Origin of the sequence: Croceibacterium mercuriale, assembly GCF_000802385.1 — a bacterium.
In the GTDB taxonomy this organism is placed as follows: domain Bacteria; phylum Pseudomonadota; class Alphaproteobacteria; order Sphingomonadales; family Sphingomonadaceae; genus Croceibacterium; species Croceibacterium mercuriale.
On sequence record NZ_JTDN01000001.1, the window covers coordinates 402,853 to 426,336 of the forward strand.

At 67.6% G+C, this 23,484-nt stretch carries 19 protein-coding genes and 1 riboswitch; of the genes, 6 read left to right on the top strand and 13 right to left on the bottom strand.

Going from position 1 to position 23,484, the window contains the following annotated elements:
* Positions 1–5: 5 nt before the first annotated feature.
* Together PK98_RS01880 and PK98_RS01885 are read left to right on the top strand one after the other, a co-directional pair.
* Entirely contained in the window at positions 6–3,071 is a 3,066-nt protein-coding gene (locus tag PK98_RS01880; RefSeq protein ID WP_039093861.1) for a TonB-dependent receptor domain-containing protein, read from the top strand.
* Positions 3,072–3,087: 16 nt separating this feature from the next.
* Positions 3,088–4,671 (top strand): rhamnogalacturonidase, encoded by a 1,584-nt coding sequence (locus PK98_RS01885; RefSeq protein ID WP_039093863.1) that lies wholly within the window; start codon positions 3,088–3,090, stop codon positions 4,669–4,671.
* Between the two features lie 14 nt (positions 4,672–4,685).
* Here the strand turns inward: PK98_RS01885 and PK98_RS01890 are convergent, their stop codons facing one another.
* From PK98_RS01890 to PK98_RS01905, 4 genes are all read right to left on the bottom strand, one after another.
* Complete coding sequence (locus PK98_RS01890) at positions 4,686–5,741, bottom strand: fatty acid desaturase (RefSeq protein WP_081995994.1); 1,056 nt, start codon at positions 5,739–5,741, stop codon at positions 4,686–4,688.
* Between the two features lie 132 nt (positions 5,742–5,873).
* Positions 5,874–7,331, bottom strand: a complete 1,458-nt coding sequence (locus PK98_RS01895; RefSeq protein WP_039093865.1) for a porin — start codon at positions 7,329–7,331, stop codon at positions 5,874–5,876.
* 117 nt (positions 7,332–7,448) lie between these two features.
* Entirely contained in the window at positions 7,449–8,477 is a 1,029-nt protein-coding gene (locus PK98_RS01900; protein WP_081996128.1) for a methionine synthase, read from the bottom strand.
* Positions 8,478–8,506: 29 nt separating this feature from the next.
* Positions 8,507–9,487 (bottom strand): DUF1852 domain-containing protein, encoded by a 981-nt coding sequence (locus PK98_RS01905; RefSeq protein WP_039093867.1) that lies wholly within the window; start codon positions 9,485–9,487, stop codon positions 8,507–8,509.
* A gap of 124 nt (positions 9,488–9,611) precedes the next feature.
* A riboswitch (cobalamin riboswitch) is annotated at positions 9,612–9,835 on the bottom strand.
* A 187-nt stretch (positions 9,836–10,022) separates the two neighbouring features.
* Here PK98_RS01905 and purU point away from each other — a divergent pair.
* Positions 10,023–10,874, top strand: a complete 852-nt coding sequence (gene purU / locus PK98_RS01910; protein WP_039093869.1) for a formyltetrahydrofolate deformylase — start codon at positions 10,023–10,025, stop codon at positions 10,872–10,874.
* A gap of 30 nt (positions 10,875–10,904) precedes the next feature.
* Here purU and PK98_RS01915 read toward each other — a convergent pair whose 3' ends face one another.
* From PK98_RS01915 to PK98_RS16635, 4 genes are all read right to left on the bottom strand, one after another.
* Positions 10,905–11,456: a GNAT family N-acetyltransferase gene (locus PK98_RS01915; protein ID WP_039096111.1), complete on the bottom strand. Its 552-nt coding sequence runs from the start codon at positions 11,454–11,456 to the stop codon at positions 10,905–10,907.
* Between the two features lie 25 nt (positions 11,457–11,481).
* Complete coding sequence (locus tag PK98_RS01920) at positions 11,482–12,291, bottom strand: ThuA domain-containing protein (protein WP_039093871.1); 810 nt, start codon at positions 12,289–12,291, stop codon at positions 11,482–11,484.
* A gap of 40 nt (positions 12,292–12,331) precedes the next feature.
* Positions 12,332–12,637 carry a hypothetical protein gene (locus PK98_RS01925; protein WP_039093873.1) on the bottom strand — a complete coding sequence of 102 codons (306 nt, stop codon included), beginning with the start codon at positions 12,635–12,637 and terminating at the stop codon, positions 12,332–12,334.
* 88 nt (positions 12,638–12,725) lie between these two features.
* On the bottom strand, positions 12,726–12,914 hold the full coding sequence (locus tag PK98_RS16635) for a hypothetical protein (RefSeq protein WP_152608510.1): 189 nt from the start codon (positions 12,912–12,914) through the stop codon (positions 12,726–12,728).
* Between the two features lie 160 nt (positions 12,915–13,074).
* Here PK98_RS16635 and PK98_RS01930 point away from each other — a divergent pair, with 160 nt between their 5' ends.
* On the top strand, positions 13,075–13,842 hold the full coding sequence (locus PK98_RS01930; RefSeq protein ID WP_039093875.1) for a ThuA domain-containing protein: 768 nt from the start codon (positions 13,075–13,077) through the stop codon (positions 13,840–13,842).
* 174 nt (positions 13,843–14,016) lie between these two features.
* On the opposite strand, the gene PK98_RS01935 is transcribed toward PK98_RS01930, so the two are convergent.
* From PK98_RS01935 to PK98_RS17480, 3 genes are all read right to left on the bottom strand, one after another.
* Positions 14,017–15,429, bottom strand: a complete 1,413-nt coding sequence (locus PK98_RS01935) for a sulfatase family protein (protein ID WP_039093877.1) — start codon at positions 15,427–15,429, stop codon at positions 14,017–14,019.
* 17 nt (positions 15,430–15,446) lie between these two features.
* Complete coding sequence (locus PK98_RS01940) at positions 15,447–18,416, bottom strand: TonB-dependent receptor domain-containing protein (RefSeq protein ID WP_039093879.1); 2,970 nt, start codon at positions 18,414–18,416, stop codon at positions 15,447–15,449.
* A 137-nt stretch (positions 18,417–18,553) separates the two neighbouring features.
* Positions 18,554–18,682 (bottom strand): hypothetical protein, encoded by a 129-nt coding sequence (locus tag PK98_RS17480; RefSeq protein WP_268745933.1) that lies wholly within the window; start codon positions 18,680–18,682, stop codon positions 18,554–18,556.
* Here PK98_RS17480 and PK98_RS01945 point away from each other — a divergent pair.
* Together PK98_RS01945 and trhO are read left to right on the top strand one after the other, a co-directional pair.
* Positions 18,681–18,911, top strand: coding sequence for a hypothetical protein (locus PK98_RS01945; protein ID WP_039093881.1), 231 nt, complete (start codon positions 18,681–18,683; stop codon positions 18,909–18,911). The genes PK98_RS17480 and PK98_RS01945 overlap by 2 nt on opposite strands.
* A 39-nt stretch (positions 18,912–18,950) precedes the next feature.
* The gene (gene trhO, locus PK98_RS01950; protein WP_052207898.1) at positions 18,951–19,937 is read left to right on the top strand and encodes an oxygen-dependent tRNA uridine(34) hydroxylase TrhO; all 987 of its coding nucleotides are present in this window, start codon (positions 18,951–18,953) and stop codon (positions 19,935–19,937) included.
* On the opposite strand, the gene PK98_RS01955 is transcribed toward trhO, so the two are convergent.
* Both PK98_RS01955 and PK98_RS01960 read right to left on the bottom strand, forming a co-directional pair.
* Positions 19,907–21,319 (bottom strand): dihydrolipoyl dehydrogenase, encoded by a 1,413-nt coding sequence (locus PK98_RS01955; RefSeq protein ID WP_039093885.1) that lies wholly within the window; start codon positions 21,317–21,319, stop codon positions 19,907–19,909. The two genes, trhO and PK98_RS01955, sit on opposite strands and share 31 nt — an antisense overlap.
* A gap of 92 nt (positions 21,320–21,411) precedes the next feature.
* Positions 21,412–23,460, bottom strand: a complete 2,049-nt coding sequence (locus PK98_RS01960) for a glycoside hydrolase domain-containing protein (protein WP_052207901.1) — start codon at positions 23,458–23,460, stop codon at positions 21,412–21,414.
* Positions 23,461–23,484: the final 24 nt, after the last annotated feature.

Genomic DNA, 23,484 nt, shown 5'->3' on the forward strand with positions numbered 1-23,484 from the left:
GACTTATGGCTTCGCGCATCGCACTGCGTTCGGTACTGCTTGGCGGTTCCATGTTGCTCGCACTGGCGCAGCCCGCCATCGCACAGCAGGCACAACCCGGCGATGGCGCGAATGTCGAAGAAGCCGAGACGAGCATCGTCGTCACGGGGTCACGCATCGCCCGCACCGGCTTCGACTCGCCGACGCCGGTCGCCGTGGTGGACCAGACGCAGATCAAGCTGGCGGGCAACGTGAACATCGAACGCACGCTGGTACAGTTGCCGCAAGCGGTCGGGTCACAGCTGGGCAACGCCTTCAGCAACACGGTGCCGGGCGGCATTGCGGACGTGAACCTGCGCGGGTTCGGGTCGCAGCGGAACCTGGTGCTGGTGAACGGCCGCCGCTTCGCCATCTACGGGCCGGAGCAGGTGGTCGACCTCAACACCATCCCCACCACCCTGATCGCCCGGACGGAGATCGTCACCGGCGGTTCCTCCGCCGTCTATGGCTCGGACGCGATCACCGGCGTCGTCAACTTCATCATCCGCGACGATTTCGAAGGTGTGGAGGGGCGGGGGCAGATCAACATCGACCATCCCACCGGCACGCCGGTCGTCAACCTGGACCTGACGGTCGGCGGCAACTTTGCGGGCGGGCGCGGCAATCTGGTGGTGTCGGGCAACTACCTCGATCGCGGATCGATAACGCGCGGCGAGCGTGGCAGCTTCGCCTTCGACTCGCTGAACGATGGTTGCACCGTGCCGGGCAGCGGCACCGCCAGCAGCGCGGGCACGCCGTTCACCCCGGCGGGCGGGCTGGGCTGCGTGGCCGGCGGCGGCGAGCCGGGCTTCATCCGCGGCGGCAGCGGCGACATTCCCAATGGCCGCTTCTCCGGCATCCCGGCGTTCGGCGGCGTCAATGCCGCGCTCAACACGGCCTATGCCGCCGCTGGCCTGTCGGCGCTGGGCAGCCGCGGCTTCACCTTCGACGACGCCGGCACGGCTGCGCGACCGGCGCTGACCCCGCAGGACGATTTCAACCTCGGGCCGGACAACTACCTGCGCCAGCCGCAGCGCCGCTGGATGATCAACAGCTTCGGCCATTACGACTTCACCGACAACATCACCGGCTACCTGGAACTGCACTATTCCAACAACGAGGTGTCCGCCCGGCTTGCGCCCACGAATGTCGGTTCGCCCACGCTGTTCGACGTCAACAATCCCTATCTGTCGGCGCCGTTACAGGGCGTGCTGCGCCAGCTCGACCTGGCGGAGACCGGGCGGATCAACGTGACTACCGGCACGGCGACCCGCAGCACCACGCCGGGCGACGGGCTGGCGGTGATCACCGCCGGCCGCCGCTATGTCGAGGTCGGTCCGCGCATGGCGACGGAGCGGCGCAACGTCTTCCGCGTGGCGGCAGGCCTGCGCGGCGATCTGGGTTCGCTGAGCGAAGGCTTCGGTACCGATCTGCGTTATGACATCTACTATACCTACAGTCGCAGCGAGGGCACTCTGCTGCTGGAGAACGCCCTGTCGCGCAGCCGGCTGCAGGCGGCGCTGCTGTCGCAGGGCGGCGCGGCGCCGGTGTGCAACATCTTCGGCCAGAACATCGACGAGGCCTGCCGCAGCGCCATCGCCATCACCGCCAGCAACAGCACAGTGGCGACCCAGCAGGTCGCGCAGGCGAGCCTGACCGGCACCGCGGTGGAGCTGCCCGCAGGACCGCTGGGCTTCTCCCTTGGCGCGGAATGGCGCGATACCTCCACCCGGTTCGTGCCGGACAATTTCCTGGGATCCGGCGACGTCGCCGGCTTCAATCCCGGCCTGCCCACCAGCGGCAGCGTCGGCGTGACGGAGATATTCGGCGAGCTGCGCGTGCCGCTGATCGCCGATGTGCCGTTCATCGACAGCCTGACCGCAAACGGCGCGTTCCGCTATTCCAGCTACGATCTGGACGGTGTCGGCGGCGTGTGGACCTATCTGGGCGGGCTGGAATGGCAGCCGGTGCGCGACGTCATGCTGCGCGGCCAGTATCAGCGGGCGATCCGCGCGCCGAATGTGGGCGAGCTGTTCGGGGGCCGCAACCGCGTGGTCGGCGCGGCCAACGATCCGTGCTCCAGCCGCGGCAACTCCAGCGAGCGGACTGACGCGGTGCGCCAGCTGTGCATCGCCACCGGCGTGCCGGCAGGCCTGGTGTTCGGTGCCGGGGTGCAGCCCAACAACATCTTCCCGGCCGATTTCGGAGGCAATCCCGATCTGCAGGAGGAGGTGTCCGACACCTGGACCGGCGGTATCGTGGTCACGCCGCGCTTCGCCCCGGGCCTGTTCTTCAGCGCGGATTATTTCGACATCACCCTGGACGGGGCCATCGCGCCGCTGGGCGGCAATGCACAGAACGCGCTGAACCTGTGCTACCTGGTGATCCAGGATGCGGGCAGCGAGTTCTGCCAGGCGGTGCAGCGCAATCCGCAATCGGGGGAGATCAACGATCCCTATGCCCTGCAGGTGCTCAATGCCAATACCGGCCGCCTGCACACCAGCGGCGTGGACCTGGCGGCACGCTACAGCACCGATCTGGGCTTTGGCTTTCCCGCGCTGGGCACCACGAGCCGGCTCGATCTCGCCAGCAACTTCACCTGGCTGCAGGATTTTGACGTTACCCCGGTTGCCGCCTTCCCCGACATCATCAATCAGTGCGCCGGATCGTTCGGGCCGAACTGCGGCCAGCCGCTGCCACGCTGGCGCGGGACCACCCGCGCGACCTGGACGGTGGGGGAGGTCGCGCTCAGCCTGCGGCACCGCTATCTGGGACCGGTGGTGACCGACCGCTACATCGTGCCGTTGCGGCAGGGATCGGCGACCACGCCGCAGCTGGGGAACATCGCCTATCCCCGCCTGCCGGCGCAGCATTATGTCGACCTGTCGTTCAACTGGACCCCGGCGGAGCGGTTCGAGCTGTTCGGCGGCGCCAACAACTTGTTCAACAACAACCCGCCGATCACCACGCAAGGACCGAACAGCAATACCTGGGCCGCGACCTATGACGTGCTGGGGGTGGAGTTCTTCCTCGGCGCGACGCTGCGGTTCTGATCGGGGAGACGGGTTCATGCTGTTCCACCGCCGCGCCGCCATCGGCACTGCCTTCGCGCTTGCCGGCAGCGGCCTGCTGCATCCCGCGCCCGGCATCGGCGCGCACCCCGCGCGGGCGCAGGCGCCTTCCGCTTCCGGCGGCGATCCGGTCGACGTCCGCCGCTTCGGCGCGCGGGGGGACGGTCTGGCGATCGACAGCCCGGCGATCAACCGCGCCATCGAGGAGGTGGCTGCGGCGGGCGGCGGCACGATCCACTTTCCCGCCGGCACCTATCGCAGCTTCACCATCCGCCTGCGCAGCCGCATCACGCTGCACCTGGCGCCCGGCGCGGTGATCCTGGCGGCAGATGCGCCGGCCGACGGGCAGGGCGGCTATGATCTGGCGGAGGAGCAGGATCCGCGTGCGGTCGGCTTCCAGGATTTCGGCCACAGCCACTGGCGCAACAGCCTGATCTGGGGTGACGGACTGCACGACATTGCCATCACCGGCGAAGGGCTGATCTGGGGCAAGGGGCTGGGCCGGGGAGACGGCAAGGACAACTGGCTGCAGGACCCCACCGGCCCCGGCACCGCCAACAAGGCCATTGCGCTGAGGAACTGCCGCAACGTGCTGCTGCGCGACTTCAGGCTGCTGGAAGGCGGCTGGTTCGCGCTGCTGGCGACCGGTGTCGACAACCTGACGATCGACAATCTGCTGATCGACACCAACCGGGACGGGCTGGACATCGATTGCTGCAAGAACGTGCGGGTCACCAACTGCACGGTGAATGCGCCCTACGACGATGCGATCTGCCCCAAGTCCAGCTTCGCGCTCGGCTATGCCCGGGTGACGGAGAACGTGACGATCAGCGACTGCCTGGTCACCGGGAATTATCAGGTCGGCGCGGTGCTGGATGGCAGCTGGCGCAGGATGCCGGCGGATTTCGCCCCGCTGATCCACGGCCGGATCAAGTTCGGGACCGAGACGAATGGTGGCTTCCGCAACATCACGATCACCAACTGCCTGTTCGAGGACAGCCGGGGGCTGGCGCTGGAGACGGTGGATGGCGGCGTGCTGGAGGACGTGACGATCAGCAACATCGCCATGCGCGGCGTGGTGCACGGCCCGTTCTTCCTGCGGCTGGGCAAGCGGATGCGCGGACCGGCCGGTGTGCCGGTCGGCAGCATGAAGCGGATCGCGATCAGCAATCTGGTCAGTTCGGGCGCCAGCCAGTTGCCGGCGGTGATCGCCGGGCTGGCGGAACGGCCGATCGAGGATGTGATGATCAGCGATACGCTGCTGCATCAGGTCGGCGGCGCATCCGCCGCGATGGCCGCGCTCGATCCGCCGGAGAACGAGCTTGGCTATCCCGAGGCGACGATGTTCGGCGACCTGCCTGCCACCGGCCTGTTCGCCCGCCATGTGCGCGGGCTGACCATCAGCAATCTGGAGGTGCAGGTGGCGGCGCCCGATCCCCGGCCTGCCATGTGGTTGCAGGACATGACCGGTGTGGACCTCCATCGCCTGCGCCTGCCTCCGGGCGACCCCTGGCAGATCCGTCGCGTGCGGGGCTTCAGCGCCGCGCTGGTGCGCGGCGTTGCCGACCGACGGATCGACTGAGGCAGGGGCGGCGCTCAGCCGTTGCTGGTCAGCCGCGCCTCGCGGAATGATACCAGGCGGGCGGCGGATTCATCCCACAGGACCAGCCGCACCGATCGCAGGCTCTGGCGGATCGTCAGCCGGTTGATGTCGGCAAGCTCGGGCTGCGCCTTCAGCGCCGCCGACAGCCGGTAGAAGGGTATGTTGCTGCACAGGTGATGGATGTGGTGCATGCCGATATTTGCGCTGAACCAGCGCAGGATCCCGGGCAGGGCATAGTGCGAGCTGCCATGCAGCGCCGCTTCGTGGAAGGCCCACTCCCTGCCGCTGTTCCAGTAGGTATGCTCGAACTGATGCTGCACGTAGAACAGCCATACGCCGGCGGAGGCCGCAAGCAGGACAATCGGCAGCTGGATCAGCAGAAAGGCCGGCAGTCCGACCAGGAAGATCAGGCCCGCGGACAGGATCACGATGGCCAGGTTCGTCCCCATTGCACTGATCCAGGGCCGCCAGCCTTCGCGCATGTGGCCCAGCGGCAGGCGGTACCGCAGGAAGAACAGCCATGCCGGGCCAAGCCCGAACATCACCGCGGGGTGGCGATACAGGCGGTATCGCAGCCGGGCCGCGAAGCTGAGCTGCGTGAACTCGGCCACCGTGAGCGTGTCGACGTCGCCCGTGCCACGCCGGTCGAGATTGCCCGTCCCGGCGTGATGCGTCGCATGACCCCGGCGCCACAGCTCGTAAGGGCTCAGCGTCAGCACGCCGATGGCGCGGCCCACCCAGTCGTTCGCCCGGCGGCCTCGGAAGAATGCGCCATGTCCGCAATCATGCTGGATCAGGAACAGGCGTAGCAGGAAGCCGGCCGCGGGCACCGCCAGCAGCAGCGTGAGCGCATAATGGATTTCCAGCGAGAGCCACATCAGCGGCCAGAGCAGCACCAGCGGCACGGCGCTTGCCACCAGCTCCGCGGATGCGCGGCCGTTGCTGGGCTTGCGGAAGGTGGCAAGGTGACGCGCGATCGTGCGAAGATCACGAGGCCCGTTCGCCGGGTCTCCACGCATGCCCGGCGGGTTCGGATTGACGGTGCTCATTGTTCGGACGGAGCCTGTATCTGTCAGGACGGGGCGCGCACAAGCGCGATGTCGTCATGCTGCGATCGTTGCGACCATGGGGGAAGAGTGAGCCCAACGATCAAGACGCGGATAAGATGCGTCGGTCCCGGCTCAATAGCTCCATTGCAACTGCGTCCGGATCAGGTCACCCTCTGCCTGGCCCAGCCGCCGTTCGTCGGCCTCGCGGCGCTTCATGCGTGCATAGGCGACCGTCAGTTCCAGCGCATCCATGAACGGCCATTCCAGCCCTAGCTCGATCTCGTCGGTTTCCAGCCGGGGCGCATTGGTGGCCGCCTTCCAGCCGCCGCGATAGCGCTGCCAGCGCCCGTAGGGACGGATGCGGCCGATCCCTGTCTCGCCCAGATCATAGGTCAGCTGCACATAGCCGCCTTCCAGCGGCGCCTCCGTGATGCGCTGGGTGGCGGTGTCGAACTGCGGCCCCTGTCCCCAGACCCACTCGGCCTGGATGCCGAAGGGCTGGGGGTAGAGGATGGCGTGGAGGCCGATCCGGTCTTCGCGGTAATCGACCGCGCTCACGCCACCGGTGCGCACCTCCGGCCGGAACCGGTTGAGCATGGCCGAGCCGCCGAGTTCCAGCACCTGACCCCGGAACAGAGGACCCAGTCCGTCCAGCGCGAAGGGCCAGGTGGCCATCGCAACCTTCATCAGGCTGTCGTTCCGCTCCACCCGGTTGGTGCCCTGACCGTTGTAGAGGCCGACACCGAAGGCGCCGTAATTGCCGAACAGCTTCTGCCCGTCCTCGGCCAGGCGGTCCCAGATCCGCTGGACGTGCGGGGGTGTGTAATATGCCGTGACCCCGAGGTCGCGCTCGCCCGGAACCGCGCTGTTGATCGCGTCGGAGCGATCGAGCGGGATCCGGTTGGAGGAAGATTGCAGGTTCTCCCAGCCGAGCGGAACCTTGGACTGCCCGAACCGCAACCGGAAGCTGCGCTCCCGGTCCAGGAACACATCGACATAGGCATCGCGCAACTGGCCGAAGCCCTGCCGCGGTTCCGCGCTGGACTGGCTGTTCACGGCGGTGCCGAAATCGTGCTGCAGGTACAGCTCGATATTGTCCGTGACATCGCCCTGCAGGACCAGGCGCACCCGGCGCAGGGAGAACCCGCCATCGGCGTTGATCGAGGAATCATGGACCGATCGCAGACGCGACTGGCCGGCAGGCGCCGTCACGTCCCCATCCAGCACGCCGTTGTAGCGAAGCTGTGTGTAGCCGCGGAGCTGAAGCCGCTCGAACCAGGAATCCGTAGGCGGCTGCGCCACGCCGCCGGAGGGGAGGGTCTCCGCCAGCACGGGCAGGTCCGGCACGCCTGCTTCGACCTGCCCTGTCGCCGGCTGGACGGGGGGTGCCGTCGGCGGGGCCGGAGTAGCACTTGCGACTGCTGCCGCCGGCTGCTCCGGTGCCTGCAGCGCCTGCTGCAGCGCCTCGACCTGCGCCTTCAACGCATCGATCTGGCGCTGGAGGTCGGCCACACTTTGTGCCCGGACAGGTGCGGCAATCGAGATTGCGGTCGCGGCGAGCGCGATGAGATGCAGACGGTGCGCCGCCATGTCCTGTCCTTCAGCCCGAGTCAGGCGGGCGGATATGTCAGTTCCGTGACGCTGGGAAGAAGAACCTCGGGAGTCCGGGGCAAGGGTGATATCGCTGCTGACCGCTCCTGCATCCGGTCAGGCCAGAAGCTCTTCGCGCACGATGGCCGCGCCCGCGCCCAGCGCCCTGAGCTTGCCCGTGGCGACGCCCCGGGTCAGGGGCGCCATGCCGCAATTGGTGGCGGGGTAGAGCTTGTCCGCATCGACGAAGGCCAGCGCCTTGCGCAGGATGTCGGCCACCTGTTCCGGCGTTTCCACATGATCTGTCGCCACGTCGATGGCGCCGACCATCACCTTTTTGCCGCGTACCAGCTCGATCAGTTCCATCGGCACGCGCGAGTTCTGGCATTCCAGCGAAATGATATCGATCGTGGATTTCTGCAGATTGGGGAAGGTCTGCTCATATTGCCGCCATTCCGATCCCAGCGTCTTCTTCCAGTCCGTATTCGCCTTGATGCCGTAGCCGTAGCAGATGTGCACGGCGGTCTCCGCCGTCAGCCCTTCCGCCGCGCGTTCCAGGGTGGCGATGCCCCAGTCATTCGCCTCGTCGAAGAACACGTTGAAGGCCGGTTCGTCGAACTGGATGATGTCGACGCCGGCCGCCTCCAGCTCCCGGGCTTCCTGGTTCAGGATCGTGGCGAACTCCCACGCCAGCTTCTCGCGGCTGCGGTAATGCGCGTCGTGCAGGGTATCGATCATCGTCATCGGACCCGGCAGCGTCCACTTGATCGGCTGGTCGGTCTGGGCGCGCAGGAATCTGGCATCCTCGACGAAGACCGGCCGGGGGCGCGACACGGCGCCGGTGACGGTCGGCACACTGGCATCGTAGCGATCGCGGATCCGGACAACTTCACGCCTGGCGAAATCCACCCCGGTCAGGTGTTCGACGAAGGTGGTGACGAAATGCTGCCGCGTCTGTTCGCCATCGCCGACGATGTCGATGCCGGCCTGCCGCTGGTCATCCACGGCCAGCCGCAACGCGTCCTGCTTGCCAGCGGCCAGTTCCGCGCCCTCCAGTTTCCACGGGGACCAGAGCGTTTCCGGCTGCGCGAGCCAGGAAGGCTTGGGCAGGCTGCCCGCGGTGGTGGTCGGCAACAAGGTCGTCATGCTGGGTACCCCTGTGGTGTTGGTATCGGTCAGCGGGCGCATGTGGCCGACCATTGTTCGAGCAGGGCCGCGTTGGGCCGGATCAAGTGCTCCTCCGCGAACTTCCCCTGCTCGATCGCCAGCCGGCTACGCTCCTCCCGATCGTAGACGATGCGGGTCAGCGAATAGTCCTGGTACTTCAGGCTGGGCTGGTACCGCTCCGCCGCGACCGAGTTGGCGTTGTAGATTTCGGGCCGGTAGATCTTCTGGAAGCTTTCCATCGTGCTGATCGTGCTGGCCAGCTCGAGATCGGTGTAGTCGCCGATCAGGTCGCCGATGTGGTAGAATGCCAGCGGTGCGACGGCATGACGCGGCATGAAGTATCGCACCTTCATGCCCATCTTCGCGAAATAGTCGTCGGTCGTGGACGGTTCGTCGTTCCTGTATTCGCAGCCCAGGACCGGGTGGGTATTGGCCGCGCGGTGATAGACCTTGCTGCTCGACACGCTCAGGCAGATGACCGGCGGCTTGGCGAAGTGTGACTGGAAGGTTTCGGAAGCCAGGAAAGCCTTGAACAGCTTCCCATGCAGCTCGCCGAAGCCTTCCGGTGCGCCGCCGCGGGGGTTCTGCGCGAGATGGTCCGGCAGCACGATGCTGAAATCATAGTCGCGGACATAGGAGGACAGGTTGTTGCCGACGATGCCCGGAATGCGCTCGCCCGTGCGCCCGTCCACCACGGTCGTCTGCAGGATCTCGATCAGCGGGAAGGCATGGTCCTGCGTATGCAGCCTCATTCCGACCGACAGGATGGCCAGCTCCACGGAATATCGGTCCCCTGCCGGATTGTCCCAGTGCACCAGGGCATTGAACCGGTTGTCGATCATCCGCAGGGTGTTGCGCAGATTTTCCTGGCGGCTTGCACCGCGTGCCAGATTGGCGAAGTTGGTGGTGGTGCGCGTGTTGTCGGCCGGGCGGTAATCCTCGTCGAACGGGATGCTGCCTAGCGTGAACGTGAAGCCGCTGCTCGTCATGACTCACCTGCTGTTGCCGGGTGGGAGCCGCAGGCAGAGCGCGCAAGACATGCGCCGGCCCGGATGGCCCATCAGCCACCTGCCTGCGTCGAGCGCGATCCACCGGAGGAACCCCCGTCCGAGGACATCTATCGCGTCGGAGGCAGGTCTCCTGGCTTGCGGGTCAACACGGCAGTCCCGGCCTTCCCGAACCTGTTGCGAGGCCCAGTGACACGAAAAGGAACCGCCGCTCGCCGCTTACAGTTGCGGGGGCAGCGCCGGATTTTGTCCTTCAGGGACATCACCGGCTTCCCGTCTTAGCCCCGCCACATGCCTGTGGCGGGGAACCTCGACGATGCGCTTCAACACCAACGGCGATGCGGCGTCAACCGAATATAAGCAACTCTTTATATGCTTATACACCAGTGCATGATCCGAGGACCGGGCATGTTCGGCAAGATGGGTTGCCAATATCCGCACCATGATGGACGACGGCGGCGTCTCGATCTAAGCGCGCAGCAAGTCACACAGCTGACACCATCGCGGAGAGTGCCGAATGTCCGGATCCTATACGCTGATCATCAACTGCCCGGATCGGCCGGGCATTGTCTACAACGTCAGTGGCATCATCTTCGCCCATGGCGGCAACATCCTGGAATCCCGCCAGTTCGAGGACCGGGAGACCGGCAGGTTCTTCCTGCGCATCGTGTTCGAGAGCGATGCCGAGGAATCCGTGATGGCCGACGCGCTGGGGAAGCTCGGGACCGAATTCGCGATGGACTGGCGGCTGGTGCGGACCGGCCAGCCGGTCAAGGTCCTGATCCTGGTGTCGAAGTTCGACCATTGTCTGGCCTATCTGCTGTACAAGGTGCGAATGGGCGAGATGCCGCTGGAGGTGGTCGGCATCGCGTCCAACCATCCGGCATCCGCGCTGACCGCCAGCGACATCCGCGACATCCCCTTCCATCATCTGCCGGTCACCCGGGATACCAGGGCGGAGCAGGAGGCCTGCATCAAGGAGCTGGTGGAGGAGAGCGGCGCGGAGCTGGTGGTCCTGGCGCGCTACATGCAGATCCTGTCGGACGATCTCGCCACATACCTGTCGGGCCGCTGCATCAACATCCACCACAGCTTCCTGCCCAGCTTCAAGGGGGCGAAGCCCTATCACCAGGCCCATGCGCACGGGGTGAAGATGATCGGCGCCACCGCGCATTACGTCACGGCCGAACTGGACGAGGGGCCGATCATCCATCAGGCGGTCGAGCGGGTGACCCACGAAGATTCCGCGGACGATCTGGTCCGCAAGGGCCGGGAGGTCGAGAACCATGTGCTGGGCGATGCCGTGGGCTGGCACGTGGAGCATCGGGTGATCATGAACGGCCGGAAGACCGTCGTATTCAGGAACTGAGCGCGGCTTGCCGGCGCATTCGGCCGCCGATCAGGCTGGTGCGATATGCTTAGCCAGCACGACAAACGCCAGTTCGCGCGTGGTCGGAATGCCGCATCGCGGGTCGTCCAGCGGGAAGGGGCGCTGCTCCCCGGTTCGCTGGTATCCGCGACGTTCGTACCACGCGATCAGCTCGGGGCGCTGCCGGATGACGGTCATCTCCATGACGCTTGCCCCGAAGACATGCGCGGCGTGGTGTTCGGCCGCAGCGATCAGGCGGCGGCCAAGCCCGCCCGCCTGCGCATCGGGATGGACGCTGAGCAGACCCAGATAGGCGAGGGCGTCCGGCCTGGCCTGCACATGGACGCAGCCGCGCAGCCGCCCGGATGCTTCCGCCATCAGGATGGCCGATCCCGGTGCCGCGACCAGCCCCGCAAGCTCATCCGGGTCGGTGCGCTGTCCGCCAAGCAGGTCGGCTTCGTGCGTCCAGCCACGTCGCGCCGTATCCCCGCGATAGGCCGCCTTCACCAGGGCATGGAGTGCGGGAACATCGGCCGATACCGCCAGGCGAGCGCGCCCGGATCCGGCGGGGGCGTCCGTCATGCTTCCTGCCCCTCCGGCCATACGGTCATTGCCCGCCATGGTCCGCTCGCGCCGCCCAGCCGATCGCATTGGCAAGGATGCGCCGGTAATTCGGATCATCATAGGCATCCGGATTGTGACCGAGCGCGGAGTAGAGCACCCGGCCCTCCGTCGCCGGGTTTATCCAGATCACCGGGTGCACGCTCATCGCCAGCCTGGTCCCCGGCCGGTAGCTCGCCTCGTCGATCCGGGCGAGCACGACCATGCCCCGCGCGGCCGGGCTCGTAGCGTAGGAGTACCATTCATCGACCGGCGACCAGGGCAGCGTGATGCCAGCCATGGCGGGGTGATCCGGCTGGTCGACGATGATCCGGGCCGGCTGGAACTGGTCGATGCCGCCCGGATGGCCGAGATATTCTGCGCCGATGATCGTGTCGGCATACCAGCTGTCGGTGTGACTGCCGTCGCCTGCGGCATGCAGCGCCACCACGCCTCCACCACGCGCCACGAAGCCGGCAAGAGCTGCGCGTTGATCCTCCGTCATGAAATCGCCACTGGCGCTGTTGAGCACGACCACGGAAAAGCGCCGCAACTGCTCGTTGTTGAACACCGCTGCATTCTCGGTGACGTAGCTTGCGCGGCCGAGGTCTTGCGCGATGCCGGCCAGCACGTCGTTCGAGTGGGGGATATGCTCGAGGTGCCGCCAGCCATTGGTCTTGGAGACGATCAGGACCGCCTGCTGCAGCCCCTCAGGCAGGACAGGCGCCACGGCATCGTGCGTGGGCGTCGGCCGATGGGGATCCGGCGCTGACTGCGCCATCGTCAGCAAGGCAATAGCGGCCAGCATCATACGCATCGTATACTCTCCTGCCGGCCTGATAGCGCGGATCGGCGGATCAGGCGAGCAGGTGCCGGTCTTGCCGTTGCAGAGGCAAGCGATGCGCGAGCTTACAGACGGATCTGGTCGAGATGGGGCGTGCGTTCCTGATACGAAGGCCCATCGGCTGCAGCGCCATGGCGGAAATGCGCGGATCGCTGCCGTAACGGTCATCCAGTTGGCGGGTCCCGGCATACAGGTCCTCCAGCGACCAGGCGACATAGGGAGTTTCCGGCCCGGCATTCAGCCAGGCGGGATCCGCACCCCACAGCGACATGTCGGCCTGCGCGCTGCTGGTCGCCTCCCCGATACTCGCCAGGATCACCGCCAGCTACTCTTCCTCGCCGGTGCGATACCATGGCCGCTTCAGATAGATGCGCAGGTCGAAGGGTTGCCCCGGGGCGCCTTCCTCATCAACCAGCGCCCGTGCCCCGGGGCGCATCGCGCCGGGCGGCATCGACAATGTTCAGCCCGCGCCAGTTGACCCACAGGGCCACCAGGTCGCGCGCGCACGCGACCCGCCGCGATGGTGACCAGCGCAGCAGTACAGGTCCGGGTATCGGCTGCCGACCGCCGGCAACAGGTTCGGGTCGCGTCGCCATGCCCTGCTCCCATCCGGGCGTCGCCACGGCATGACCGGATGGCGTTTCAGGTTGATCCGGCGACCTGCGATTTGTTTGCCGACGGAGGTTGCGCCTTTCCAGGGCGATTGGCAATCTGCCTGTCGGGGGATGACGGGTGCACAGAGAGGGAGCGGTTTCGGTGAAGTGGCTTGTAGCAATCCTTGCCAGCGTGCTCGCGCTGCTGCTGCCGTTGCCGGCCGCGGCGCAGAGCCAGTACAAGCTGCTCGTTCTTGCCCGGCCGTCCACCTACCATTACGAATACATTCCGATCGCGCGCGACAGCCTGGAGCGATTGGCCCGGCTGCACGCGTTCGATCTGGTCTACACCAACAAGATCGAAGTGTTTGAAGATGACCTGCAGCAATATGCCGCGATCATGTTCCTGAACACTGCCGGCAGCGAACTGACGCAGCCACAACGCCGCAGGTTCGAGGAATACATGCGGGCCGGCGGCAACGCCATGATCGTCCATCGTGCGGCGATCATGCCGGTGGACGACTGGCCGTGGTACGAGAAGCTGGTCGGGCGTACCGTGGGCGTCCATCCGATGCTGCAGACCGGCGTCGTGACCACCGTGGATCGTGGGTTCCCCGCCACTTATGGCCTGCCGGAACGCTGGCTGTGGAGCGACGAGTTCTACGTCACGACCAATCCGCATGGGATCGCCATCAATCCGGTCCTGAACGTGGACGAGACGAGCTACGACCCCACGAAGATCTGGCCGGGCCAGGTATCGCACCGGATGGGGGCGGATCACCCGATTGCCTGGCACCATCAGTATGAAGGGGGCCGCGTCTTTGTCACCACGCTGGGCCACAATGGCGAGATGTACCGTGATCCGACCTACATCGCCCACCTGATGGGCGGTATCCACTGGACCGCCACCGGGCTGGGTCGCCAGCCCTGATCCGGCGCACGCCAGCCTCGCCGCGGCGCGCCGGGGTCACAGAGCCGGGATCGAGATGATGGAGGGGTATGCCGTGCCCGATGCCGGGCACCGCGCATATCCCCTCCACCAGCCTGCCGCTGGTCCGCCTCCGACGCTGCGCGTCCGGAGGGCGGAGGAGCCGCAAGGGCGTTGTCAGTCGCCGGCACCGACATGGTCGGCCAGATCCCTGGCACCGAAGCCGTAGCTGCGCGCGGCCGGGTCGGTCAGCATGGTGGCGTCCCATGCCGCATGATCGGCCTTCAGCTGCGCGAAGATGTCCGGCTGGCGATCCTTCAGGTTGGCGCGCTCCAGCGGGTCGGCGATGATGTCGAACAGGAACTCGTTGCCGTCGATCGACAGGTATTTGTGGCGACCCAGGCGCGCGGCCTTCTGGTTGCGCTTGCCGAATTTCCAGAACAGTGGCCGGTCCGGCAGGGTCGCGCCGGACAGGGCCGGGCGCCAGTCCCGTCCGTCTGCCGGGAAGGCCGGGTCGGGCGCGCCACCCGCCGCGGCCAGGAAGGTGGGCAGGATGTCCATCGACAGTACGGGCACCTCGCTGGTCGCGCCCGGGGTGGACAGGCCGGGCCAGCGCACGATCATCGGCACGCGCAGCCCGCCTTCCAGCAGCTCGCTCTTCACCCCGCTGAACGGCCAGTTGTCGCTGAACCGCTCGCCGCCATTGTCGCTGGTGAAGACGACCACCGTGTTGTCGTCCAGGCCAAGCGCGGCGAGCCGCTCCACCACCCGGCCCATCGCGGCATCGAGGCTGGTGACCATCTCCGCATAGGTGGCGAGCGAGCCGCCGTCGAAATGCACCAGGCGCCCGTCGATGCGGTCCGATTCCGCCTGGTCGCCGGGCCCTTCCCAAGGCCAGTGCGGTGCGGTGAAGTGGAGTGAGAGCAGCCATGGCTGTTCCGCCGCTGCGGCGCGGGCGTCGAGGAATTCCAGGCTGCGTTCGGCCAGCATGTCGGTGTAGTAGCCGGCTTCCTCGATCCGGATGTCGCCATCCCACAGGTCGCCCCGGTCGCCGGCATCATGTCCGAAATAATCGACCGCGCCGCCGCGATTGCCCCAGAACTCGTCATAGCCGCTCTGCAGCGGGCCATAGGCAGGGAGGCTGCCGAGGTGCCATTTGCCGACCAGCGCCGTGTGGTAGCCCTGCTGCCTGAGCAGGGAGGGCAGGGTCGGATGCGAGGGGTCGAGGCCCAGGTCGCCACGCAGCGGTTCCTCCAGCCCGGCGCGGGTGCGATACTGATACCGCCCGGTGATCAGCGCCATGCGGGTGGGGGAGCAGACCGCGCTGTTGGCGTAGCCGTGGGTGAAGCGCGTACCGCTCGCTGCCAGCGCGTCCAGCACCGGCGTCCGGTAATCGCGCCGGCCGTAACAGGACAGGTCGGCGTAACCCAGATCGTCAGCCATGATGAACAGGAAGTTCGGCTGGCGCGCCGCGCCTTGCGCGAAGGCCGGCACCGCGTGGCCCAGCGTGGCGGTGCCCAGCGCGGTGGCGCCCAGCGTGCCCAGCGCATGGCGGCGGGACAGCAGCATCTGTTTGAAGCGATCGGTCATGGAAAGGTTTCCTCTGGTCAGAAGCGGAGGGTCGCGCCGACGGTATAGCGGCGGCCAAGAAGGTCGTGAACGGCGGCGTTGGTCTGGGTCGCGAACCCGCCCGATGCGTTCCATGATGGTGTGATCGGCGGATCCTGGTCGAACAGGTTGGTGACGGTCAGCCACGGTTCGGCGTCCTGCGCGCCGGCTGAAACCCGCTGCGCCAGCCGCGCATCGACATACAGGACATCGTCCACGGAATTGTCGAGGATGGTGACGCCGTCGGTCAGCGTGGCATCCTGCGTGCCGGGCCCGACATAGCGGCCCTGCACCATGCCGGACGTGTCGCCATTGCGATAGGTGACGCTGCCGATCGCCTTGAAGTCGGCATAGGGCAGGTAAGCCTGCGAGTTCTGTGTGGCGCCGATCTGCCCGGCATAGTCGGTCGTGACGCCGGAGGAGTTCGTCTCGGACCGCTTCGTCAGCCAGCTGGCAAAGGCGCGCAGGCTCAGCCGCTCGTCCCCGCCGCCCAGCAGCGAGAGGTCCGTGGCGTAGGACAGTTCGGCGTCCACGCCCGATACGCGCGCCTGCGCCACGTTGATGAACACGTCGCCCACCAGCAGGATGTCGCCGCTGGCCGGGTCGGTGGTAACCAGGGCGCAGAACTCGGGCGCGTTCTCCCGGAAGCAGCGGTCGATCACGGCCTGCGTGCCGACCTGGCCGATCGCGTCCTTGATGCGGATATCGTACCAGTCGACCGACAGGCTGAGGCCCGGCACCACGGGCGGCTGCAGGACGATCCCGGCGGTGTAGGTGTCGGCCCGTTCCGGGTCCACCGCGGGGTTGCCGCCGGAATAGCGGATCACGTTCAGCGTCTCGATCGCGGGTGTCCGCGGATCGTCGATCACGGCGCTGCCGCCGGATTTGTCGAACCGTTCGGCCAGGTTCGCGGCGCGCACGTCGCGCGACCAGGTGCCGCGCAGGCGGACCCAGTCGATCAGCCCGACATCCAGGCCCGCCTTCCACGCCCAGATCGTGCCCGAGCCGGAATAGCTGGCCCAGCGCCCGGCCAGATTGAGGCTGGCATCCACTGCCTGCGTATCGAGCAGCGGGAACAGCAACTCGCCGAACGCCTCCCATACACGGGCGGATCCGTTGATGTTGGACAGCTTGGAATATTGCACGCCGACGGTGTTGGCGCAGTCGGTCGGGGTCACGCCGCGCAGGCCCGGCACGGCGCCGCTGCACGCCACCGGGAAGAAGGTGTCGTGGTCGGATGCCGGGTTGGTCACGTCCTGGATCACCTGGCGGATCGTCTCCTGCCGCCACGATCCGCCCAGCGCGACCGCGACCGGGCCGGCCCAGCCATCGAACAGGTCGCCCGCAGCGGACAGCTCGGCCAGCTGCTGTTCGAACGCGGTGACGTTCACCTTGTCTTTTGACGAGGTGTAGGACAGCTCCTCTCCCAGATTGTAGCCGGTGTCGCTGAAGTAGATCGGCGTGGCGACCTGCTGCCCCGGCTCGAACCCGGTGACGTAGTCGATCGCCGCGGCCGAGGCATTGCCGCGCCCGAACAGGTTCAGCGGCTGGCAGCCGGGGAACGCGTCGGAGAACAGCGACACGCGGCATACGACATCGCCGGTGGCCGGATCGGTCACGGCATCGATCGCGGCATAGACCCGGTCGAGCCGCAGCCCGAACTGGCGGGCGGTCCGGCGGGAATGGCCATACTGGTAGAAGCCGTCCACCTGCCACCCGTCCAGCATGCCGCCCGTATCCAGCCCCAGCGCGAAGCCACCGGTCGCGATGTGCTGAACGGTGTTCTCGCTGCTGGAGAGGATGCCGATATCCTCCACACTGCCGACGCGGCGCAGCGTGAAGCTGCTGATCCCGCTGCCTGCCATGGTCTGCCGCAGACCATCGGGCAGGAAGGCATTGTCGCGGAAGATCGTCAGCGTGGCCGGGCTGCCGGTAAAGCTGCTGCGGGTGGCGCCCTGCTGCCGGCTGTCGCTGTTGCCGTGCATGTATTGCGCGAACAGCGTCAGATTGTCGGTCGCCTCGAACTCGGCATAGCCGAACAGGGAGTAGCGGTCCGCATCGGGGATCAGCGTGTTGATCTGCGCGCCCAGATCCTCCCCGCTGCCGCCGCCGGCATGGCGTGCGGCTGGGGTGCCGAACACGCCCTGCACCTCCGTACCGTTCACGAACGGGGCGACATTACCGTCGCGATCGAAGGCGAGACCGTCGATCACCGTGCCCGGGGCGCGGATGTTGCCGTCGAAGCTGGCATTGCGTGACTTCGTGCCCGGCGCGAAGCGATACGGATCGGCCGCCGTGCCGCTGCCGAAGGTGCCCCAGCCCTGGTACCAGTCGCGCTTGCGGTAATTGTCGATGCCGGACTGCCGGGCATATTCGCCGCCCAGCAGCAGGTGGCCGCGGCCATCCGCAAAGGGCGTGCCGAAGGCGGCGGACAGTTCCTGGTTCTGGCCGTCCCGACGCGAGGTGATGCCGCTTTGCGCCTGCAGCTCCAGCCCGGTAAAATCGGTGTCGAGGATGAAGTTGACCACGCCCGCCACCGCATCGGTGCCGTAGGCGGCCGAGGCGCCGCCGGTGGTGGTCTCCACCGCGCGGATCAGGCTCTCGGGAAACAGGGAGATGTCGGCGCCGCCGGATGCGGTGGTGGCCGGCACACGCCGGCCGTTCAGCAGAGTCAGCGTGCGGTTGAGGCCGAGCCCGCGCAGGTTCAGCGATCCGCGCGACGATCCGCTGGCCGGCGTCTGGTTGCCGTAGAATTGCGGCAGCTGGCTGAGGCCGGTGACCAGCGATCCTGGGGACAGCGTCTCGATCTCCGCCGCACTCACCACGGTGACGGGCACGGGCATCTGCATCCCGTCCGTCCGCACGCGGGAGCCGGTGACCACGATGGCGGCAGATCCTTCGTCGCCGCTGTCCTGTGCGGTGGCCGTGCCAGGAAAGGCAGTCAGGGCGGTCAGGCCGACACCCAGCAAAAGGGTGGCGGAGCGGCGTGAAGATGACGGTAAACGCGACGGATGCATCAGGTCCCTCTCAGGGCTGGCACATCCGGCGGTCCGGTCTGGGCTATCGAAACTGTCGGCGACCTAAACTCCACCAGCTTAGTTGACAATCAATCCGGCAGGCTGCGGGTGAAGAGTTTTACCTTCGCGTGGGCAAGCTGAACTGTCGGCAGCATGACGCCGGACCGATGCCGGGGCTGGTTCGTTCGGTCGAAAACCAGCGAAAGGAAGACGTCCATGGCCGACGATAACGCCGTTGATGCCCGCCAGCGGGAGATCGCCGTCGAACACCTGCTGTTCAAGCTGATCGAATATGTGGAAGCGAACAGCCCCGGCCTGCTCGATTTCCTGGAAGGCAGCCTCGATCATCTGGGCGACCCGGCGCATGACGGGACAAAGGATGACGGACGGGTGCGGGAGATTGCCCGGCGCATGATCACCGGCGCCCGCGCGCAAGGCATCGACTAGGCGTTCCACTTGGGCAGGCACCGGTGCTATCGGGCGCCGATGCCTGCCTCCACTGACATGCCGCAGCCGCCGATCCGGGTCGCGGCCCTGTACCGGTTCGCCCGCTTCACCGACCCGGCGGCCCTGCGCGATCCGCTGGACGCGGTGTGCCGCATCCATGCCGTGCGGGGCACGTTGCTGCTGGCGGCCGAGGGGATCAACGGCACCATCGCCGGCAAACCGGCAGCCGTTGACGCCGTGCTGGCGCATGTCCGTACGCTGCCCGGTTGCGCGGCGCTGGACGTCAAGTTCTCGGGCGCGGACACGATGCCGTTCCATCGGCTGAAGGTGCGTGTGCGCCGGGAGATCGTCACCATGGGCGAGCCGGCGATCGATCCGGAAACGGAAGCCGGCACCTATGTGGAGCCGGAGGACTGGAACGGGCTGATCGCAGATCCGGGCACGATCGTGATCGACACCCGCAACGATTACGAGGTGGCGATCGGCAGCTTTGCCGGCGCGATCGACCCTGGCACGCGCAGCTTCAGCGACTTCCCGGCGTGGTTTCGCGAGCAGCGCGATGCCTTGCTGGGGCACGGGCGCCAGCCGAAGGTGGCGATGTTCTGCACCGGCGGCATCCGGTGCGAGAAATCCACCGCCTTCCTGAAACGGGAAGGCGTGGAGGAGGTGTTCCACCTGAAGGGCGGGATCCTGCGCTACCTGGAGGCTGTGCCGGTAGAGGACAGCCTGTGGCAGGGCGAGTGCTTCGTGTTCGATGCGCGGGTGAGCGTCGGGCACGGTCTTGCACCCGGCACGGCACAGCTATGCCACGCCTGCCAGCGTCCGCTGAGCGCCGAGGATCAGGCCTCCCCCCTGTTCGAGGCATGGGTGAGTTGCGCCGGCTGCCATGGCGAGCGGACCGAGGCGCAGCGGGCCGCCTACCGGGAACGTCACCGGCAGATCACGCTGGCCGCCGCGCAGGGCCACGCGCATCTGGGGCGGAACCCGTCCCGCGGTCAGGCGCCGGACGGTGTGCCCGAGTCCTGATCCACCGGCAGTTCGATCGGGGTGGCGGCGCAGATGGTGCGCAGCGCCTGTTTCAGCCCTTCCTCCAGCGTGGGATGATAGAACGGCAGCTCCAGCATCTCGCTGCCGGTGAGGCGACGCTCGATCGCCCAGGCGAGCATGTGGGCCAGATGCTCCCCGCCCGGCGCCACCAGGTCAGCGCCGATCAGCCGGCCATCGGGCGCGGCGGCGTAGAGCGTCAGCAGGCCCTCGTTGCGCCCTTCCACCCGGGCCCGGCCCTGGTCGCCGTAATCGGCGGTGCCGGTCACCGCGCCCTCCGCCTCCGGATCGCCGATGGTGGCGACCGGGGGATCGGTGAAGGTCAGGCTGAAGGGCACATGGCGCGGGGTGCGGATCGGTGCGGGGAAGGCGGCGGCGTTGCGCCCGGCGATCGCGCCGTCATGCGATGCCTCGTGCAACAGCGGCAGGTCGGCAGCGACGTCGCCCGCCAGGAAGATGGCGCTGTCGCCGCAGCGCATGGTGCTGCGGTCGTGGCAGGGCACGCCATCCTCGTCCAGTTCCAGCCCGGCCTTGTCCAGGTCGAGCCGGTCGAGGTTCGGCGGCCGGCCGAGCGCGGCGAGCACCATGTCGAACCCGGCCTCTCCACTGCTGTCCCCATTCCACCGGATGCGCACGCCCTCGGCGGTGCGGTCGGGCAGGATGGCGACGCCCTGATGGACCGTGAGGTCACGCTCGATGATCGCCTGCAGCGCGGCGTGGACCTTCTTGCAGCGGAGCTTGATCAGGCTGTGGCCGCGATCGAACAGCGAGACCTCCACGCCCAGCCGGGCAAAGGCCTGCGCCAGTTCGATGCCGATCGAGCCGGAGCCGACCACCGCCAGCCGGCGGGGCAGGTCGGGCAGGTCCCAGACGGTGTCGCTGGTCAGCAGCCGGTCGCCCAGCGCGGCGAAGGGTGGCGGTACCAGCGGGCTGGAGCCGGTGGCGATGACGATGGTACGCGCCTGCACGATGCGGCCATCATCCAGTTGCAGCCGGTCCGGGCCGATGAAGCGGGCGGTCGCGCGCAGGGTGGTGGCGGGATCAAGCCGGTCTATCGCATGGCGGGTGCCCGCGGCGAAGCGGTCCCGTTCGGAGCGGAGCCGCCCCATCACGGCCGGCCCATCGATCGTGACCGCGCCCACCCTGATGCCGAACAGGTCGGCGCCGGCGATCCGGTGCGCTTCCGTCGCGGCGGCGATCAGCAGCTTGGATGGCATGCAGCCGACATTGGCGCAGGTCGTGCCGTTGAAGGTGGGATCGATCAGCAGGGTCGAGGCGCCGTTGTGGCGGGCGGCGCGCTCGGCGGCGAGCCCGGCAGTACCGGCGCCGATCACCGCGACATCGCAGGTCAGGGTGTCAGCCACGTAGGTTTGTCATGGGGCAGGGTGATCCGATTGCTTGGAGGTGATCCCGCCGAACGGTCGGGACGGGGCGAGGGTTTCCGCCACCCTGCCGCTTACCTGCCGGCGCTGAGTTCGCCGCCGGCGACAAGCGCGGCATGCGGCACGAAGGCGCCGTCCAGCGGCGCCCCGTTCCAGCGCGGCGGCTGCCCTGCATCGCCCCGCGTGATCGCGAGGGTGCGGCCCTCCGGCAGCCTGATGGTAACCCGGTCGAAGGCAGGCGTGGTGACCAGATATTCGGGCCGGCCGGGTACCAGCGGGTAGAGGCCCATGGATGCCCACACGTACCATGCCGCCATGCCGCCGGCATCGTCGTCCATCCCGTCGGCATAGCCGACCGGGTCCAGCGCGAAGCTGCGCCCATGCCAAGGTGCCGGGCGCTTGCCGGCATTGGTGTACCAGTGGTCCATCGGCCGGTGCAGGATCCGGTCCACCAGCGCGCGGGTCCGGTCCGGCTGCCCGGCGGCGGCGAACAGGAAGGGCGTCTGGATGTCCGGCTGGTTCGTCATGTTGAACAGCCCGTCGCCGAAGAAGCGGTCGAGCTCGGCCGTGAAGCGGTCGCGACCAAGGCCGTCCTCCATCAGCCAGGCGAGATCGAACACCGGAGCCCAGCGATATTGCCACAGCGTACCCTGATACAGGCCGCGCGCCTTCACCACGTCGAAGTCGGGCGCGACATCGCGGAAGGTGTCGCGCCACATCCGGCGGTAGGATAGCGCCTCTGTCCCCAGGCGGGTGGCGCGGGCCGTGTCGCCCAGGTCGCCGGCGAGTTCGGCCACGGCCCAGATGTCGTAGGCCGTCTCGATCTCCTGATCCGGTGCGGCGCGGGGCAGGGTGGCGAGTTCCGCCTCCATCAGCGGCAGCAGTTCGGCCGCGTCGAAGCCGGTGATGCCCTTGCGGCGGAAATCGAGCAGCGCGACGCCGGCATGTTCGGTCCGCACCGTGATGAACGGTTCGCTGTCGGTCGCCCACTGCATCTTGCCGGCGACATACAGCTCCGCCAGCGAAGCGGCGATGTCGGCGGAGCGTTGCGGATCGAGCAGTGCCAGCAATGGCAGCTGCGTGCGGTAATTGTCCCACACCGCCCAGCCGGCATAGCGGTGCTGTCCCTCCGGCACCTGCTGCAGCGATCCGTCCGACCGGCGATAACGGCCATCGGCATCGTCGATCTGCGCGGGCGTCTGCATGACGCGGAACAGGTGGGTGTAGAACAGTCGCGACGCCTCGCCATCGCCGGGCACCGCGACGCGGGCCAGTTCGTGGCTCCAGGCGGCGCGGACCTCGGCGCGCAAGTCCTCCAGCGAGCGACCGCCCACCTGTGCCGCCAGCACGCGGGCGGCGGAGGCGGAGTCGACCACCGACAGGCCGGTGCGCAGCTCGACCCTGTCGCCAGCTGCCACGGCAAGGTCGAAGGCCAGCCTGTCGCCCTCCAGCATGATCGGCGCGTCGTTCACCCGCGCGCCGTTCAGCAGCAGCTGCGATGCGGAGGACAGGTGGTAGATGCCTTCGTCGCACACGGTCCCGGCGGACATGCGCGCCTGCAGGTCCGCGCCTGAACCGGCCTGCATCCATTCGACGGCGTGACGCACGGTGTAGCTGTGGCGTGGGTCGATCACCAGGCGCACCGTGCCGGCACGGGGCAGTGTGAAGCGCACGATCCCCGCCGCGCCGTTCGCCGCCAGCTCGGCCGCGATCCCGTCGCCATAGGTCACGCCGTACCAGCCCGGGCCGGCCCGTTCGGTCGCCTTGTCCATCAGCCACGGGCCGCTGTTGCCGGCGTAGGCCAGGGCCACATGCAGGTCCCCGCCGCCGCCGCCGCAGCCCACCCCCACGGCGCGGGTGTGGGAGAAGCCGGTCAGTTGCATTGCGGCGTGATCGTATCCGGCATGCTGCGCCGGCCGTGTGTCGGGCGACAGCTGCACCATGCCGTATGGTCCGGTCGCCGCCGGGGTGAGCTGCCCATGGTCGCCGGACGTGCCGACGAAGGGATCGACCAGGTCGACCGGTTCGGGCGCGGGTGTCTCGGCCAAGGCCGGCGATAGCATCAGCAGCGACGCGGCGAGGGCGGCAAGGGGCGGGGCGATGCAGGGCAGGGGAACAGGCATGATGCGCCGCCTATGGCCGGTTTG

Bases quoted from the DNA above. Each gene is read 5' to 3' on its own strand.
- PK98_RS01880 (WP_039093861.1), top strand. From the start codon at position 6: ATGGCTTCGCGCATCGCACTGCGTTCGGTACTGCTTGGCGGTTCCATG.
- PK98_RS01885 (WP_039093863.1), top strand. From the start codon at position 3,088: ATGCTGTTCCACCGCCGCGCCGCCATCGGCACTGCCTTCGCGCTTGCC.
- PK98_RS01890 (WP_081995994.1), bottom strand. From the start codon at position 5,741: ATGAGCACCGTCAATCCGAACCCGCCGGGCATGCGTGGAGACCCGGCG.
- PK98_RS01895 (WP_039093865.1), bottom strand. From the start codon at position 7,331: ATGGCGGCGCACCGTCTGCATCTCATCGCGCTCGCCGCGACCGCAATC.
- PK98_RS01900 (WP_081996128.1), bottom strand. From the start codon at position 8,477: ATGACGACCTTGTTGCCGACCACCACCGCGGGCAGCCTGCCCAAGCCT.
- PK98_RS01905 (WP_039093867.1), bottom strand. From the start codon at position 9,487: ATGACGAGCAGCGGCTTCACGTTCACGCTAGGCAGCATCCCGTTCGAC.
- purU (WP_039093869.1), top strand. From the start codon at position 10,023: ATGTCCGGATCCTATACGCTGATCATCAACTGCCCGGATCGGCCGGGC.
- PK98_RS01915 (WP_039096111.1), bottom strand. From the start codon at position 11,456: ATGACGGACGCCCCCGCCGGATCCGGGCGCGCTCGCCTGGCGGTATCG.
- PK98_RS01920 (WP_039093871.1), bottom strand. From the start codon at position 12,291: ATGCGTATGATGCTGGCCGCTATTGCCTTGCTGACGATGGCGCAGTCA.
- PK98_RS16635 (WP_152608510.1), bottom strand. From the start codon at position 12,914: ATGGCGACGCGACCCGAACCTGTTGCCGGCGGTCGGCAGCCGATACCC.
- PK98_RS01935 (WP_039093877.1), bottom strand. From the start codon at position 15,429: ATGACCGATCGCTTCAAACAGATGCTGCTGTCCCGCCGCCATGCGCTG.
- PK98_RS01945 (WP_039093881.1), top strand. From the start codon at position 18,681: ATGGCCGACGATAACGCCGTTGATGCCCGCCAGCGGGAGATCGCCGTC.
- PK98_RS17480 (WP_268745933.1), bottom strand. From the start codon at position 18,682: ATGGACGTCTTCCTTTCGCTGGTTTTCGACCGAACGAACCAGCCCCGG.
- trhO (WP_052207898.1), top strand. From the start codon at position 18,951: ATGCCTGCCTCCACTGACATGCCGCAGCCGCCGATCCGGGTCGCGGCC.
- PK98_RS01960 (WP_052207901.1), bottom strand. From the start codon at position 23,460: ATGCCTGTTCCCCTGCCCTGCATCGCCCCGCCCCTTGCCGCCCTCGCC.